We start from the raw sequence: 15,084 nt of genomic DNA, 5'->3' as shown, positions 1-15,084 counted from the left end.
GTCCTATCTCCCCTCATTTCTTGCAGAATCATAAATATCCATCATGGTGTAAAATGTATTCTGAACCGAGGCAAGGTCATTGAAATAGGCCTTCCCGGTTTCTAGACAATCATAAAAATCTCTGATGCAGGCTTCGTGCCCGCTGCCCCAATAGGTCTTTCCCAGCAGAGAAGATTTTTTCGCCTGCCAAACCACCGGCTCCTCCTGCCCTTTTATCTGATACCAGACAGAGTTTCCTTCCAGACGGACAAACCCATTTTCACAGGCAATCTCTAAGAAAACCGGTGCATCCATGGCGTAAGCCGTAGTGGCATAAAAACTGGCGCTTACCGGATCCGTTCCATCCGTAAAAGTCATATAGGCTTCCAGGGTGTCCTCCACCTCCACAATTTCTTTCAGATGGTGATTGCTCATGGAAGCTTCTGTTCTCACTGGTTTTCCGAGCCAGGAAAGAAGCAGATCCAAGGCGTGAATGGATTGGTTGATCAACGCACCACCACCCTCTGTCTCAAGCTTTCCCCTCCAGCCGCTCTCTGTGTAATAAGGAGCATCCCTGTGCCAGGTAACAAAGGCCCTTCCGCCTTTTATCCTCCCGAGGGTCCCCTGTGCCAAAAGCTCATTTACCTTTTTTGTTGTTTCATTATACCGGTTCTGGAAACAGATGCCTAACCTGCCCCCGCTCTGGCCGGAAGCCTCCAAAAGCTCATCGAATTGCTCCCTGCTTATGGCAGGCGGCTTTTCCATAAATACATGAAGCCCTTTCTTTAAGGCCTTTACTGCCATAGGCACATGGCAGTAGTGGGGCGTGCAGATATGGACCACGTCAAGCGCTTCCTTCTCAAGCATTTCCTCCATGGAATCATAAGCCCTCGCCTTTCCATCCGTAAAACGGGCCGAGTATTCCTCTGCCCGTTCCAGGCGGATATCTGCCAGAGCGCAGAGCTTAACCTGTTTTATTTCATTCAGTACCATGGTATGAACTCCCCCGATGTTTCCGCAGCCGATTATCCCAACCCGAACCATGACTACCTCCTCTTTTCTTTTTCTTCTTTCTATGATAGATTTATTATATACTGTTCTTGACGCAATTTGTTTGCGTAGATTGACTAGAAGCATGCATAAATTGTCTATTTCAGGAGGAAGCCATGAAAAAGGAGAGCCTTTACCATTACAGCGAATTTACCGAGCCTTTCAGCTGTGATTTTACCACCAGCCAGATTGCCGGAAACGTGGATTTTCACATGCACAACAGCCATGAAATCTATCTGCTCATGGACGGCCATATCCAGTATTTTGTGGAAAATGCATGCTATGATATGAACCCGGGAAATTTAATCCTGTTTTCCAACCGGGAGATCCACAAGGCCATCAACACCACAAGCGAAGCCTTCACCCGCCTGGTCATTCATGTGAACCCCGCCTTTATCCGCCCTTACTGTACCCCTGACACCAACCTGTTAGAATGTTTCCACCGGGAACCTGCCATAGGCAACTTAGTCCTGCTTTCAAAAGAGGAATACGAGAACCTGGTTTCCATGGCCCAGTGTCTTCATGAGGCAAAAAAAAATCGCAGCTCCTACGGCGGCGACTTAACAGCAATGACCACATTGCTCCAGATTCTTATTCTTATTAACAGGGCCTGGCAAAAGACAAGCCCCGGAGGAACAGCCCCTAAGCCCCATAGGGCCCAGGCAATCATGAGTTATATTGATAAAAACTTAACAACGCCCATGACCCTGGATTCTATCTCCCAGGCTCTTTCCCTTGATAAATATTATATCAGCCACTTATTTAAATCTGAAACAGAAAGCAGCATATTCCAGTATATCGTGGTAAAGCGGGTGGCTCTGGCAAAGGAGCTGCTATCCCAGGGACATACGGTTTTAGAAGCCTGCCATTTATCAGGCTTTCATGATTATTCCAACTTCATCCGCACCTTCCGCCAGACCACAGGCTATACGCCCGGACAGTTTAAGCGTCTTAGCCGGTAAGCTTACCGCTGCTTATAGGCAGGATCTGCCGGGTATCCGCCCCGCAGTTTTTGCATCCCACGCTGAACGGCGTCCTTTGACTGCTTCCAATCCGCATCCTTGTTTAAATAATCAAATTTCTCAATGAACCAGTCGACATCACCGGATATCCGCTCCATATTTTGTTCCATGATCTGAAAAATGACAGGATAAAATTCCTTCCGCTCCTTGTCATTTAAATATTTATCCGCTCCGCTGCACAGATCTGCAAAGTGGTGAAGGCAGAATCCCTTGCTTTTTTCAAGCTTTTCCCGAAAAACAGAATCCTTTTTATAAAGGTGGAAAAAGGTTGCCACATACCGTTCATAGCTTTCAGAAAACCGGTCGCAGATATAGCAGGTCTTTTCCTTCCCCTCGATCCAGGCAGCCATGGAATTTCCGTTTCCTGTCTTTCCCGTAAGGCGGTCCTTTAAGGAGGTTTTTCCGGGAGCATACTCCTTAAATTCTTCCTTCATTTCCTTTATCAGTTTCTTATAATAGGTTTTTAAGATCCAGCCATTTCCCAGGGCATTGCCGTAATCAAACATTTTCTTTTGATGGATCCGGCAAAAGCCTGACCGGTCTGTGGCTTCTCTCGTATCGCTTTCCATATAGGAAGCGCAGGAACCTAATACAAAATCCATAAGCTCCTGTTCCGCTTTTTTCTCAAGAAAGCAGAACAGGCACTCTTCGTCTGCATCTATGGCATCATTTAAAGGTATCTCGTATAATTTTTCCTTCATTTTTATACCTTAAACCGGTAACCGACTCCCCAGATCGTCTCGATATACTGGGGCTTAGCCGTATTGAATTCGATTTTTTCCCTGATCTTTTTGATGTGGACGGTAACTGTAGCGATATCACCGATGGATTCCATATCCCATATTTTATTAAACAGTTCTTCCTTCGTAAATACATGGTTTGGATTCTGGGCAAGGAAGGTTAATAAGTCAAATTCCTTTGTGGTAAAATTCTTTTCCTCTCCATTGATCCATACCCGTCTGGCTGTCTTATCGACTTTAAGGCCCCGGATTTCAACGATCTCGTTGTCCGGCACTCCGCTTCCGATCAGCCTTTCATAACGGGCCAGATGGGCTTTTACACGGGCAACCATCTCACTTGGGCTAAAGGGTTTTGTGATGTAGTCATCGGCTCCCAGCCCCAGGCCCCGGATTTTATCAATGTCCTCTTTTTTAGCGGAAACCATGATGATCGGGGTGTTTTTTACTTCTCTGACCTTTCTGCATATTTCAAAGCCATCCACTCCCGGCAGCATCAGATCCAGGATCAGCAGATCAAAGTCCTCATGAAGGGCCTTATGAAGTCCTGCTTCTCCGTTATTCTCAATCTCAACCTCAAATCCGCTCAGCTCCAGATAATCTTTCTCCAGCTCTGCAATGCTTTCTTCATCTTCTACTATCAGAATTCTGCTCATTCCTGTATGACCTCCTGGTATTTTCTCAAAACAAAATGTATCTCCGTTCCAATGCCTTCCTTGCTGGTAGCCCAGATCCGGCCTCCATGATCCTCAATGATCTTTTTAACAATGGACAGACCGATTCCGCTTCCGCCCTGAGAGGAATTCCTGGATGAATCAGTGCGGTAAAACCGGTCAAAAATACTGGGCAGATCCTTTGCCGGAATACCTTTACCGTTGTCCTCAATTTCCACCTGGATAAAGTCTCCCACATCCTTAATCCGGATGTTGATGATCCCGCTCCTCTTGTCCATATATTTTACAGAATTGCTGACAATATTATTAATGACCCGGCGCAGCTGCTCTGCGTCTGCGATGACCATCACATCCTCATCCACATAATTAAAATATCCCAGTTCAATGCTGCGGTCTTCCATCTCAAGTCCCACTTCATCGACGCAGTCTCTGAAATAGCCGGCCACATTGATCTTGGAAAAGGTATAAGGGATTTTATTGGTGTCAATTTTTGAATAAAAGGTCAATTCATCAATCAGCTTATCCATGTCATTGGCCTTGTTGTAGATGGTCCGGATATAACGGTCCAGTTTTTCCGGGGAGGAAGCAACCCCATCCATGATTCCCTCCACATACCCCTTAATGGCAGTAATGGGAGTCTTTAGATCATGGGAAATATTGCTGATCAGCTCCTTGTTTTCCTTATCATACTCCACCTTTTCTGCTGCAGATTCCTTAAGGCGGATCCTCATCTCCTCAAAGTCCTGGCAAAGCTGTCCGATCTCATCGTCATTCTCCACCTCAAGAGAGAAATCCAGATTTCCATCCCGTATATTCTTGGTGGCTGTTTGAAGCCTTCCCAGGGGACTTACCACAGACCGGTATACCCACATCATAAGGATCGCATCAGTAAATACGATGATCATAATGATGGCCGTCAGCATTTCCGCCATCATGACCTTGATCTCTGGAAGAAGACCATTCACATTGGAAACAATGAATACGCTCCCCTTGTTCCCATCAGGATACATAAAATCCATCTGCTTTACCAGATGCTGTGTCTCCCCATCCAGATAAATAGCACCGTCAACGTTACTGTCTATTTCCTCATATTTGGGAAGCTGGTCATAAAAGCCCTGGGTGATATGGCTGTTCCCGTCAAAAATCAGGGAATCTCCCTTTCGGACGATCATATAGGCATACTTTGTTGCCAGATTCTCATTAAGCTTTTCCAAAAAATCCGCATCCTGAAACTGCCCTGGGTCACTTTGTAAGATCTGGCCGATTTCCTTTTGTTCCGACCGGGTCAGGCGGTTAAATAACTGCAGGGAATTGCTTGACAGAAGATCGATCTGTTCCGTTATATCATAGGCTTTGCGGAACGCCTTCATCTGGTAATTGCCAAGCCCTGCCACCACTGCAAAGATCAGGATCAGAGGGATCACCGTTATAATCAAAAATGCTACAACAAGACGGGTTCTCAATCTTAATTTCACTATTCTCGTCTCTCCCATGCTCTGAAACTTTATTTATAACGAAAAATTAATATTTCTTAGGGTATTATAACACACATGGACAAGAGAATTTATAAAACAATTCTAAAATTTACGGCATTATTGCATAATTCCCGAAATTTACCAGGAAACAAAGACATCCGGGCGATTAAAAAAGGGAAACTCTAATCCTGCCATTTCCTTACAGCTGATTAAAAATGCTGTATCCCTCCTATAAATGGAAGGATACAGCATACAAGATCTTTAATCTTTATTTAAAATTTACAATTCCTTTGGATCTATTCCAAAATGATCAAATAGAATCTTTTCTGCTTCCCCATTCCATAATCCCTTGTGCGCCTTACAGGAATCGCTTAGTTTCTTAAACAGCGGATCAGTGCTGCCCAGCACTTCAAAGTCTTCAATGGCTGTCAAAGGCATATCAAATTGTGTATAGGCAAGCTTCTTTCCACCAGGAATGGAAGGCAGATTCTTCGTTGCTTCTGCAATGCTGTCAATCCCTCCTACATGGGTGACCATAACTGCCGCTTCTATGGCTCCTTCTGCCGAGAGCTTATTGGCCTCAATCAGATCAGCCGTATTACCGCCGGTGGTTCCCATGATATGAGTACTTGTATAGTGGCAGTTATAAAGATTGATTTCTGCCTTAAACTGGCTGTCTGATGGACCGGCAAAGAAGTTCATACAGCCGTCAAAGGCCAGAAGCTTATCTCCCATCTCTGCAACCTCTTTCACAGGAACATATACAAACACGTCATCGTAGCCCTGGCCGCCTGTAATAGCCAATAAATCAGAAATGGGATCCTCCATCTTATCGGTATTTACATAAAGCAGTTCGATCCCTCTCTCCTTTGCGGATTCTTCTGAAATCACTTCCCTGGCCCGGGCGATCCGCTCATCGCTGATATCCGTAACGACTATCCTCTTCGGCTTATTTTCAAATTGAAGGCCATAGCTGACCGCTCCCAGACCCATCGGTCCGCAGCCTCCCATGATCAGGATACTTCCATCCGCTTTGGTCCCCATGGCATGATCATAATTCCGTTTGTTGGTATGATAGTTGGCATGAAATCCGCCTATGATACAGCTCATTGGTTCCCCCAAAGATGCCTCAAAAAAACTATCTCCCGTGTAGTCCAGCAGGCAGCCCAGTTCCATAACCTCGTTTGGCATGATGCAGTATGTACAGGCGCCTCCGCAGAATTCATAAGAATATCCCGGCGAATCCAGTTTTCCCATGTAATTTAAAGCAGGCTGCAGTGAAAACTTTTGTCCCGGCCGAAACTGTTCCTGCCACTTCTTTCCCACTTCTACAATCAGCCCTGAGCATTCATGACCAACAATCACCGGATTGGTATCTATATTCTGGGGAGCTCTTTTATGCTTTTTCCCCTGTTTTACCAGTTTATAAGTAGACATGCAGATGCTGTCACTCATGATTTTTACAAGAATCTCATTTTCAGCAATCTGCGGAAGTTCAAACTCTTCCAACCTTAAGTCATCTGTGCCATACATTCTTACTGCTTTTGTTTTCATATTTCTATCCTCCAACCTTATTTATCAATTTACTTCAGGATTTCCAGCAATTCAGCCTGCGGCATCAGTTCATCTACCAGACTGCGCTTAGGCGGCTTAGTCCCTATACTTGTAACCGCACCTGCCGAGGCTCCCATGCATAATCTGATGCAAGTTTCAAGGGGGAGCTTCTCATTCCAGGCGTAAGCCATGGCCCCTACCAGGGCATCTCCGGCTCCCACGGTTGAATGGGCTTTCACGCGAAGCCCGGGGCACCGGTACCGTTTATCCCCTGTTAAAAATAAAGCGCCCATCTGACCAAGGGAAATCGCTACCATACCGGTTCCATGGTCCAGCAGCTTTTCTCCCATGGAAACCAGCTCCTGTTCCGATGCTCGGTAATCCATCTGATAATAACGCTCCAGCTCGGAACGGTTAGGCTTTAGCATATCCGGTGCTGCTTTTAAGGATTCGGCAAACAGCGGGCCATCTGCATCCAGCAGCACCTTTGCTCCTTTCCGGTGAACCTCTTCCGTGATCCTCCGGTATATATCCGTTGGTATGCCTGCCGGTATGCTTCCTGCAAGTACAAACAGCGTATCAGGGCCTGCATAACCATTCAGTCTTTCCAGAAGATCTTCTAACTGCTCTTTTGACACCTCAGGTCCAGGTTCATTAAGCTCTGTTACTTCTCCATTTTCCTCCACCACCTTCAGATTCGTTCTCGTCTCCCCTTTTACTTCAACGAAATCTGTCTGAATGCCTTGGTCAGCCAGCACATGTTTAATGATGGTGCCGCTGGTTCCTCCTAAAAACCCCATGGCAATGCTTTCACCGCCTAATTCCTTAATGGTCTTGGAAACATTGATGCCTTTTCCTCCGGCATCTAACTCCACACGTTTTATTCTGTTTAAATCTCCCCGTTCAAACCGGTCAATATCTACGGTTTTATCAATGGCCGGATTCATCGTGACTGTAACGATCATTGCGGACACCTCTTTCCTGTAAACATGGTATGGATTTCTTCTGCACTGCACCCGGTGATCCGTTCCACATCGGCCGGATCGGCCAGGCAGTCTGCGATGATTGAGAGTATTTCCAAATGCTCCTCTCCTGCCCCTGCAATCCCTATGACCAGTTTTACCATTTCTCCCCCCCAGTCTGTTCCCTCAGGGAATACCATAACTGCAATGCCGGAGTGCTTAACCGATTTTTTAGCTGCCTCTACGCCATGGGGAAGTGCAATTCCATTGCCGATATTTGTGGAAAACGTCAGTTCACGCTGAAGCATTGCTTCTATGTAGGATTCTTCTACACAGCCGCACTGATAAAGCAGCTGCCCTACCTCCCTTATTACCGCCTCCTTTTCCCCGGGTTTACAATTTAAACGGATATTCCCAAGTTCCAGAAGCTCTGCACTCTTCTCTACATTCTTTTTCCCGTAGCCAAACACGTTTCTTGCCCTCCTGTGTTAACTTTCTAACTAAATTATAGGGGTGATATCTCCTCCTTTTCAATGAAAACAAAATGGCTTTTGGCGCCATCTGATAACGCCAAATCTGAAATCAACAGAAAAAGCCGGACCCTTTTGGGCCCGGCTTTCACCTTGCTTTTATATTATATCTTATCCAGATACTGTTTGAAATATTGGTTTAAATACTGGGATACCAAGGCTCTGATCTCCTCTTTTCCTCCATGTCTCACCGCTTCTAAGAACTCTTCCTCCTCGATCAGCCGCTCGCTTAACACGCCCAGAATATCGCTGTTTTCCACTTCATGATCATCCTTTGGCACCAGCATAATTAAGACAACACATACTCCCTTAAAATAAGGGTCGCTGAATGGCTCTCCATCCTTTGTCTGGCACACCGAAAACACCGGCTTTACCACTCCTTCCGTCCTGGCATGAAGCAGGGCAAAGCTTAAGTCCGGAAATATTTGGCTGCACAGCCGTTCTCTCCTCATTAAATCCTCTTGAATGATGCTCTGCCGTTCCGGATAGGCAGCCAGCTTCTCGCTGACAGCAATCAGCAGTTCCTCAAAGGTGATCCCATTATTTACCCTCTGGTATTCCATAAGTCGAATGACATTTTTTATCTGAACGGCAATAAAATTCACCTGGTCTAATTGAATGGTGAACTCCTTATTATCCTGTTTTTTAGGCATAAATTCACACCGGCGCACCTTTCCTGCGATCTGCTCCATATCCTCAGCAGGAAGCAGGGGGCTTACATACAGGATATCAGCCTCCTCCTTAATGGGTATGGTGGATACAAAGAAATCCGTCTTGCTCAGCACGTAAGGAGACAGATCCGTCATTCCATAGACCGATAACTCCACCCTGTCTGCAAAATCCCTGGCAACCTTGCAAGACATAAGCCGTGAGATCCCGATCCCGCTGGCGCAGACGATCCCTATATTCACCTTTCTCCGGCTTTCCTTCCTGCTTTCCATCCGAACCTCTGCCGCACCGAAATGAATGGCAAGAAACCCAATCTCTGATTCCGGCACTTCATATCCATACCGCCCTTCGATCACCTTTGCAACGGTTCTGCACCGTTCAAATATGACCGGATAATCCTGCTTAATCTGTTCCAGCAAGGGATTCTGGATCTTCATGCCATTGGTTAAGCGGACCAGAGTCGGTTTAAGATGGGCAATCAAGCCCTGGATTACAAATTCCTCATCCTGCTTTAGCAGATAGGCAATGCTGTCGTCATAGCAGTCGATCATCTCATTGACCACATCCCACAGTTCTCTGGATTCCTCTATTTCACTTCTTGACTTCTCATCTATATTCAGCTGCTGGATTTTGGAACCTTTAATATGCAGACAAATATAGGCACACTCAATTTCCGGGATCTGAATCTTAAATTCAGCTTCCAGGGATTGGGTGATTCTCTTTGCCAGATCATAATCCTGATCATTTTGCAAACTGTCCGTCATGAGGGGGTTTTCCTCAATGATCTCCTGCCTTCGGATCCGGTTCACAGCAATTGCCACATGGATCACCAGCCCAAGGTAGGAATCCTGGGTTAAATTCAGAATGCGTTTATCCCGGATTCTTAAGATGCAGGCTGTTACCCTTTTTACAATATCGTCATCCAAGATCCGGTAAATATTACGCTCACTTTTATTCTGAATCACATTTAATACAGACTGGTTCCTGTCTTCATACATCTCCTGTATGATCTCTGTATGGATGTTTTCATCAATAAACACGCGCAGGGCACGGCGGAAATCCCGTTCGCTGCCCTCAATAAACACACCATATCCAGGTTTTCTCTTTATCTCCAGATGATATTTGTGAAACCACTCTTTTACCACCTCTAAATCCGAACTGACAGTGGCTTCGCTGACTCCAAATAAATCACTGTAGTAATATAGCTTTTTTAAGGTCTTATCCTTTAGAATCTCCAGGGTAAGGCGCTTCTGACGTTCAATCCGGTCAGAAACATCAAGAGCATCATCCTCTTCCAGTTCAGCCTTTAGGGCTTCCATCTGATCTTTATCTCCCTCCAGCCATATGCCGGTTCCCGTTTTTGAGCAAAAGGTGAGCCCGTATTTTTTTAACACTCTGGGAATATACTCCAGCTCCCTTTGTACCGTTCTTTTGCTGATATGGATCTGATCCGCGAGCTGCTTAACGGGAACTGGCCCGTCCTCATTAAGAAGAGCCAGGACGATCTGCTGCATCCTGGGTGTAAAATCATGAACTGCCATCTTCTCCACCTCCCATTAACCAGTTCAGGAGTTCCCTATAGCCAGACATATCCGTGAGATTATTGACTGTAAAGCATGGTTTATCAATCCCTGACAGGGAACGGGCAAAATCCTTTTGGCATACAATCGCATCCGCGTCAGGCGGAATGCGGTCAGCCGATACATGAAACACTTCAATACCTGTTAAGCCTTCTAACTTCAGCCTTTTCTTAAACAGCGCGCTGGCCATGGCACTGGAGCCCATGCCAACATCGCAAACAAAATAGATTTTGGCATGTTCCATTTTCTTCATTGGCATCCCTTCATCTTTCTGTAGTATTTCTTCTTCAGCAATAGTTTTTAGTTTCTTTCCAGACATAATCAGGCAGGACAGGAGGCAAGTCACCCCGGCAGATACAAATATCCCCATAAGGATTCCAAGCCAATGCTTTTTGTCTGCCATAATCATGATCGTGATGATACTTCCGGGAGAAGCCGGTCCCAGAAGCCCGCTTCCGGTGACCATGAAACAGTAATTTCCCGCAATGCTGCCGGCTATGGCAGCAGCTAATAACCGGATATCTGACAGCACATAAGGAAAGTAAACCTCATGGATGCCGCCCAGGGACTGAATAATAAGGCTGGAAAGCATTTGCTTTCTCATATTCCGGTATACCAGGGCATAAGCAAGGAGAATTCCAAATCCTGGACCAGGATTGGTCTCTAAGAGAAATAAGATGGAGCTTCCCTGCGTTTTCATCTGCTCCAATCCCAGGGGAAGGAAAAAGCCGTGATTGATCCAGTTATTAAAGAAAATGATTTTTAATGGTTCTACCACAAAGCTGATGAAAGGGATGACTCCCTTTGCGATCATTAGTGATAAGCCGTTTCCCAGAAAGGTGAGCAGCCATGCAGCCACTGGTACCAGCGTGTAATGGGTAAGTGCTCCGGCTAATAAACCAAGCCCTGATATATATAGGTTGCTAAAGAGCATCTCAAACCCTGCCGGAATCCGGTGCTTGATCCGGTCCAGACCCTTTCGGGATAAAAAACCGGCAATGCTGCCTGCTATGGCAGACAAAATCATGGCAGAAGCAGGTTCTGCCATGACAACAGCAGAAGCGGCAAGGGTACCGGCTAAACCGCCGACATCCCCGCCGCACATTGTGCCTGCTTTGTATCCCATAAATACCGGAATTACCAGAAAAGATAAAATATTGGACATTTCAGGCAGGTATTTATTCTGGAATATCACTGCCGATATGACTGACAGCAGCCCAGCTGTCACAAACAAAGGTATGCATTCGGCAATTACTCTGCTGTAATACTTCAGTATTCTCCCCGCAAACTTCATTTATATGATTCCCCTTTTGAATCCGTGTACATAAATTTATTGTACCTTAGGTCCGCAGTGCAGCTGGTAAAACCGTAGGTTTTACCAGCTCACGGGCATTCGCCCTATGAAATAAGACAGATATAAAATTTCTTATGTGCAGGCACAACGAAATTTTATATCTGTCTTATTTCGCACTGCTCATTGCTTTCGTGTACATTATACCATGATTCACAATCGGATACCAGGAAGGCTGTCTATTTCATCTTATAAATCTGTTTGTTTATTTTTTAACGTTTCCACCAACTCATCATATTCCGGTGCCGCCATAAAATTAGTGATTAAAATCAGTTCCGCCTCAGGATTGCTGCGGGACGCACGCTCCTTCAGTTCTTTATGAGTTACCACAATCTGAGCATCCTTGGGAATGGAAGATACGGGTGAATGAACTACCTCAATATCTCCGAATCCTGCTGCCGCCAGCTTTTTCTTCAATATGGTAGCGCCCATAGCGCTGGAGCCCATGCCTGCATCACAGGCAAACACAATTTTTTTAATGGATCCGGCTGGCATAACTTTCTTTTCTGGGGTCTGATTTCCTTTAGACTCCTGCTTCATTTGTTTCACTTTTTCCGTTGACTCTTCCAAATCCCCGCCTTTTCCGGTAAACCGCAGCAAGGGAAGAGCTACTAGGAAGGAAACCACAGCTGCCACCGTAACACCTGCTAATACTCCAAAGTATCCGCCTCTTGGTGTCATTGCAAGAACAGCAAGGATGCTTCCAGGAGATGCGGGTGAAGTCAGTCCAACACCAAGGAGCTGGAATACGAAGATTCCACTGGCTCCGCCTGATACCACCGCCAGAAGTAAAAGGGGATTCATCAGTATGTATGGGAAATAGATCTCGTGGATTCCGCCTAAAAAGTGAATGATAATTGCGCCGGGAGCTGAGCTTTTGGCTGATCCTTTTCCTGCAAGACAGTAAGCCAGTAGAACGCCAAGTCCAGGGCCCGGATTCGCCTCAAGAAGAAAGAATATGGACTTTCCGATTTCCTCCACCTGCTGGATTCCCATAGGAGACAGGATTCCATGATTAATGGCATTGTTAAGGAACAAGATCTTGGCAGGTTCAATAAAAACGCTTGCCAGCGGAAGCAGCCTGTGATCCACAAAGAAACCAACTCCGGACTCCATCACCCGGTTCATCACCTCAACAAAAGGAGCAACTCCCTTTAAGGCGATCGCCGTCAGGATGGCACCGATGATGCCGAGGGAAAAGTTATTTACCAGCATCTCAAATCCGGCAGGGATCTTGCTCTCGATCTTTCGGTCAAACTTCTTAATCACCCAGGCACTGACAGGTCCCACGATCATTGCCCCCATAAACATAGGAATACTGGAGCCAACAATCACGCCCATGGCTGTGATTGCACCGATGACGCCGCCACGTTGTCCGTAGACTACTGAACCGCCTGTATAAGCAATAAGCAGCGGCAGCAGCATGGAAACCATAGGGGAGACCAGGGCACCAATTGCTTCATTTGGATACCAGCCGGTCGGAATAAACAATGCCGTAATCAGTCCCCATGCAATAAATGCACCGATGTTCGGCATTACCATACCGCTTAAAAAGCGGCCAAATACTTGTACCTTCTCTTTCATATTACATACCCTCACTTAATTATATAGTATTTGCTGCATGATCCGTGTCAGGTATGATTGGCCAATCAATTCCTTTCGATAGCCTTATTATAATCAATGTCAACTTCAGATTTCAACTGGAAGAAACAAGGATTTGGCGCTAGTTTTAGTGCCAAACCTTAAAAAGCATGAATCCCCTGTCCCATTGTTTCCTCAGACTCCCTGCATTCAGCGAAAACAATGCCCTGAGAATCAGTCTTACTGTATATATCAATTGAAAAAAGATGCCGCTAGTCAGCTGTAAACCAGCTGATTTTGCGGCATCTTCCTTATATATGAAGATTATAAATAGTTCTTTAAAAGTGAAACTTTATCAAGCTTCTCCCATGGCAGGTCTAAGTCATTTCTACCAAAATGTCCGTAAGCTGCCGTCTGTTTGTAGATCGGGCGGCGTAAATCCAGCATCTTAATAATTCCTGCGGGACGCAGGTCAAAGTTTTCCCTGATGATCTCCACAAGCTTTTCATTGCTTAATTTTCCGGTTCCAAAAGTATCTACCATAACGGAAGTAGGATGTGCCACACCGATGGCATAGGAAAGCTGGATCTCACACTTGTCAGCCAGCCCTGCTGCTACGATGTTCTTTGCAACATAACGTGCCGCATAAGCAGCGGAACGGTCTACCTTGGTGCAGTCCTTTCCGGAGAATGCTCCGCCGCCGTGACGTGCATAGCCGCCGTAGGTATCTACGATAATCTTACGTCCGGTCAGGCCGCTGTCTCCGTGAGGTCCGCCGATTACAAAGCGTCCGGTAGGATTAATGAAGAAATTAGTCTTCTCATCCACCAGCTCTGCAGGCAGAACTTCATCAAATACATACTTTTTAATATCCGTGTGAATCTGCTCCTGGCTCACGTTCTCATCATGCTGAGTGGATAAAACCACCGCATCCAAGCGGAGAGGATTGCCGTTCTCATCATATTCTACGGTTACCTGGGTCTTTCCGTCAGGACGGAGGTAAGTAAGGGTTCCATCCTTGCGTACCTTGGTAAGCCGAAGGGCCAGCTTGTGAGCAAGGGCGATGGGGTATGGCATATACTCCTCGGTTTCATTGCTGGCAAAGCCAAACATCATCCCCTGGTCTCCTGCTCCGATGGCGTCGATCTCTTCATCAGACATCTTATGTTCCTTTGCTTCCAGGGCCCGGTCAACGCCTAAGGCAATATCAGCAGACTGCTCGTCCAGAGCTACGATCACGCCGCAGGTATCGCAGTCAAACCCGTATTTTGCACGGTCATAGCCGATTTCCCTTACGGTCTCCCGTACCACTTTCTGTATGTCTACGTATGCATGGGTCGTTATTTCTCCCATAACCATAACAAGACCTGTGGTACAGCAGCTTTCACAAGCCACACGGCTCATGGGATCCTGCTTTAACATCTCGTCTAAAATCGCATCAGAGATCTGGTCACACATTTTATCCGGATGTCCTTCTGTAACGGACTCGGATGTAAATAATAATTTTTCCATGTTGTCATTTCCTCCTTGATATCACATGGGGGAATAACAAAAAGAAAAGTCCGCAGCAATGCGGACTTGATTCAACAATGTATCAAATCCTCTTATTGCTCGATTTCTCGCTCAGGTTGGCACCTTCCAGCCGCTCATTTCTGGCCAAGGCCATCATTTTCGGTCGGGGTTGCCGTGACTTCACAGATCCTTTGTATCTCCATCACTCTGAATAAGGGATATTACGTACTTTTCATTTGTTATTCAATTGTAAGTTGTTTCTAGTGCATGTATATTTTATCGTATTTAAAAACGGCTGTCAAGGGAATTCTATTCCAATGCATCCATGGATAAAGTTCTTGCAAAAATTTAATCCATAATGTATAATGACGCTATTCTTAAAATGTTCGCCAAATGAAATCTGTGGAA

12 protein-coding genes and 1 riboswitch are annotated in these 15,084 nt (G+C 45.8%); of the genes, 1 reads left to right on the top strand and 11 read right to left on the bottom strand.

What is annotated here, in order from left to right:
• Positions 1 to 3: 3 nt before the first annotated feature.
• Positions 4 to 1,023 (bottom strand): Gfo/Idh/MocA family protein, encoded by a 1,020-nt coding sequence (locus BMW45_RS08640; protein WP_092242287.1) that lies wholly within the window; start codon positions 1,021 to 1,023, stop codon positions 4 to 6.
• 122 nt (positions 1,024 to 1,145) lie between these two features.
• Here BMW45_RS08640 and BMW45_RS08635 point away from each other — a divergent pair, with 122 nt between their 5' ends.
• Positions 1,146 to 1,991, top strand: coding sequence for an AraC family transcriptional regulator (locus tag BMW45_RS08635; protein WP_092242284.1), 846 nt, complete (start codon positions 1,146 to 1,148; stop codon positions 1,989 to 1,991).
• 2 nt (positions 1,992 to 1,993) lie between these two features.
• On the opposite strand, the gene BMW45_RS08630 is transcribed toward BMW45_RS08635, so the two are convergent.
• The 10 genes from BMW45_RS08630 to metK form a co-directional block, all read right to left on the bottom strand.
• Positions 1,994 to 2,752 (bottom strand): DUF6062 family protein, encoded by a 759-nt coding sequence (locus BMW45_RS08630; RefSeq protein ID WP_092242281.1) that lies wholly within the window; start codon positions 2,750 to 2,752, stop codon positions 1,994 to 1,996.
• Between the two features lie 2 nt (positions 2,753 to 2,754).
• Positions 2,755 to 3,444, bottom strand: a complete 690-nt coding sequence (locus BMW45_RS08625; protein ID WP_025230235.1) for a response regulator transcription factor — start codon at positions 3,442 to 3,444, stop codon at positions 2,755 to 2,757.
• Positions 3,441 to 4,955, bottom strand: a complete 1,515-nt coding sequence (locus tag BMW45_RS08620; RefSeq protein ID WP_207649063.1) for a sensor histidine kinase — start codon at positions 4,953 to 4,955, stop codon at positions 3,441 to 3,443. Before BMW45_RS08620 ends, BMW45_RS08625 begins: the two co-directional genes overlap by 4 nt.
• Before the next feature lie 261 nt (positions 4,956 to 5,216).
• A complete protein-coding gene (locus BMW45_RS08615) occupies positions 5,217 to 6,491 on the bottom strand; it encodes a zinc-binding dehydrogenase (protein WP_092242275.1) in 1,275 nt (424 codons plus the stop codon).
• A gap of 29 nt (positions 6,492 to 6,520) precedes the next feature.
• On the bottom strand, positions 6,521 to 7,456 hold the full coding sequence (gene pfkB, locus BMW45_RS08610; protein ID WP_092242274.1) for a 1-phosphofructokinase: 936 nt from the start codon (positions 7,454 to 7,456) through the stop codon (positions 6,521 to 6,523).
• Positions 7,453 to 7,923, bottom strand: a complete 471-nt coding sequence (locus BMW45_RS08605; RefSeq protein ID WP_092242273.1) for a PTS mannitol transporter subunit IIA — start codon at positions 7,921 to 7,923, stop codon at positions 7,453 to 7,455. The genes pfkB and BMW45_RS08605 overlap by 4 nt, the downstream gene beginning before the upstream one ends.
• Positions 7,924 to 8,087: 164 nt before the next feature.
• On the bottom strand, positions 8,088 to 10,193 hold the full coding sequence (locus BMW45_RS08600; protein ID WP_092242272.1) for a BglG family transcription antiterminator: 2,106 nt from the start codon (positions 10,191 to 10,193) through the stop codon (positions 8,088 to 8,090).
• Complete coding sequence (locus tag BMW45_RS08595; RefSeq protein WP_092242270.1) at positions 10,180 to 11,526, bottom strand: PTS sugar transporter subunit IIBC family protein; 1,347 nt, start codon at positions 11,524 to 11,526, stop codon at positions 10,180 to 10,182. Before BMW45_RS08595 ends, BMW45_RS08600 begins: the two co-directional genes overlap by 14 nt.
• 246 nt (positions 11,527 to 11,772) lie before the next feature.
• Positions 11,773 to 13,167, bottom strand: a complete 1,395-nt coding sequence (locus BMW45_RS08590) for a PTS mannitol transporter subunit IIBC (RefSeq protein ID WP_092242268.1) — start codon at positions 13,165 to 13,167, stop codon at positions 11,773 to 11,775.
• A gap of 321 nt (positions 13,168 to 13,488) precedes the next feature.
• Entirely contained in the window at positions 13,489 to 14,676 is a 1,188-nt protein-coding gene (metK, locus tag BMW45_RS08585; protein ID WP_025230243.1) for a methionine adenosyltransferase, read from the bottom strand.
• Positions 14,677 to 14,765: 89 nt separating this feature from the next.
• A riboswitch (SAM riboswitch) is annotated at positions 14,766 to 14,894 on the bottom strand.
• Positions 14,895 to 15,084 lie beyond the last annotated feature (190 nt).

This window comes from Lacrimispora sphenoides (assembly GCF_900105215.1).
Classification (GTDB): Bacteria; Bacillota; Clostridia; order Lachnospirales; family Lachnospiraceae; genus Lacrimispora; species Lacrimispora sphenoides_A.
This window is presented reverse-complemented; position numbering and strand designations above follow the sequence as displayed.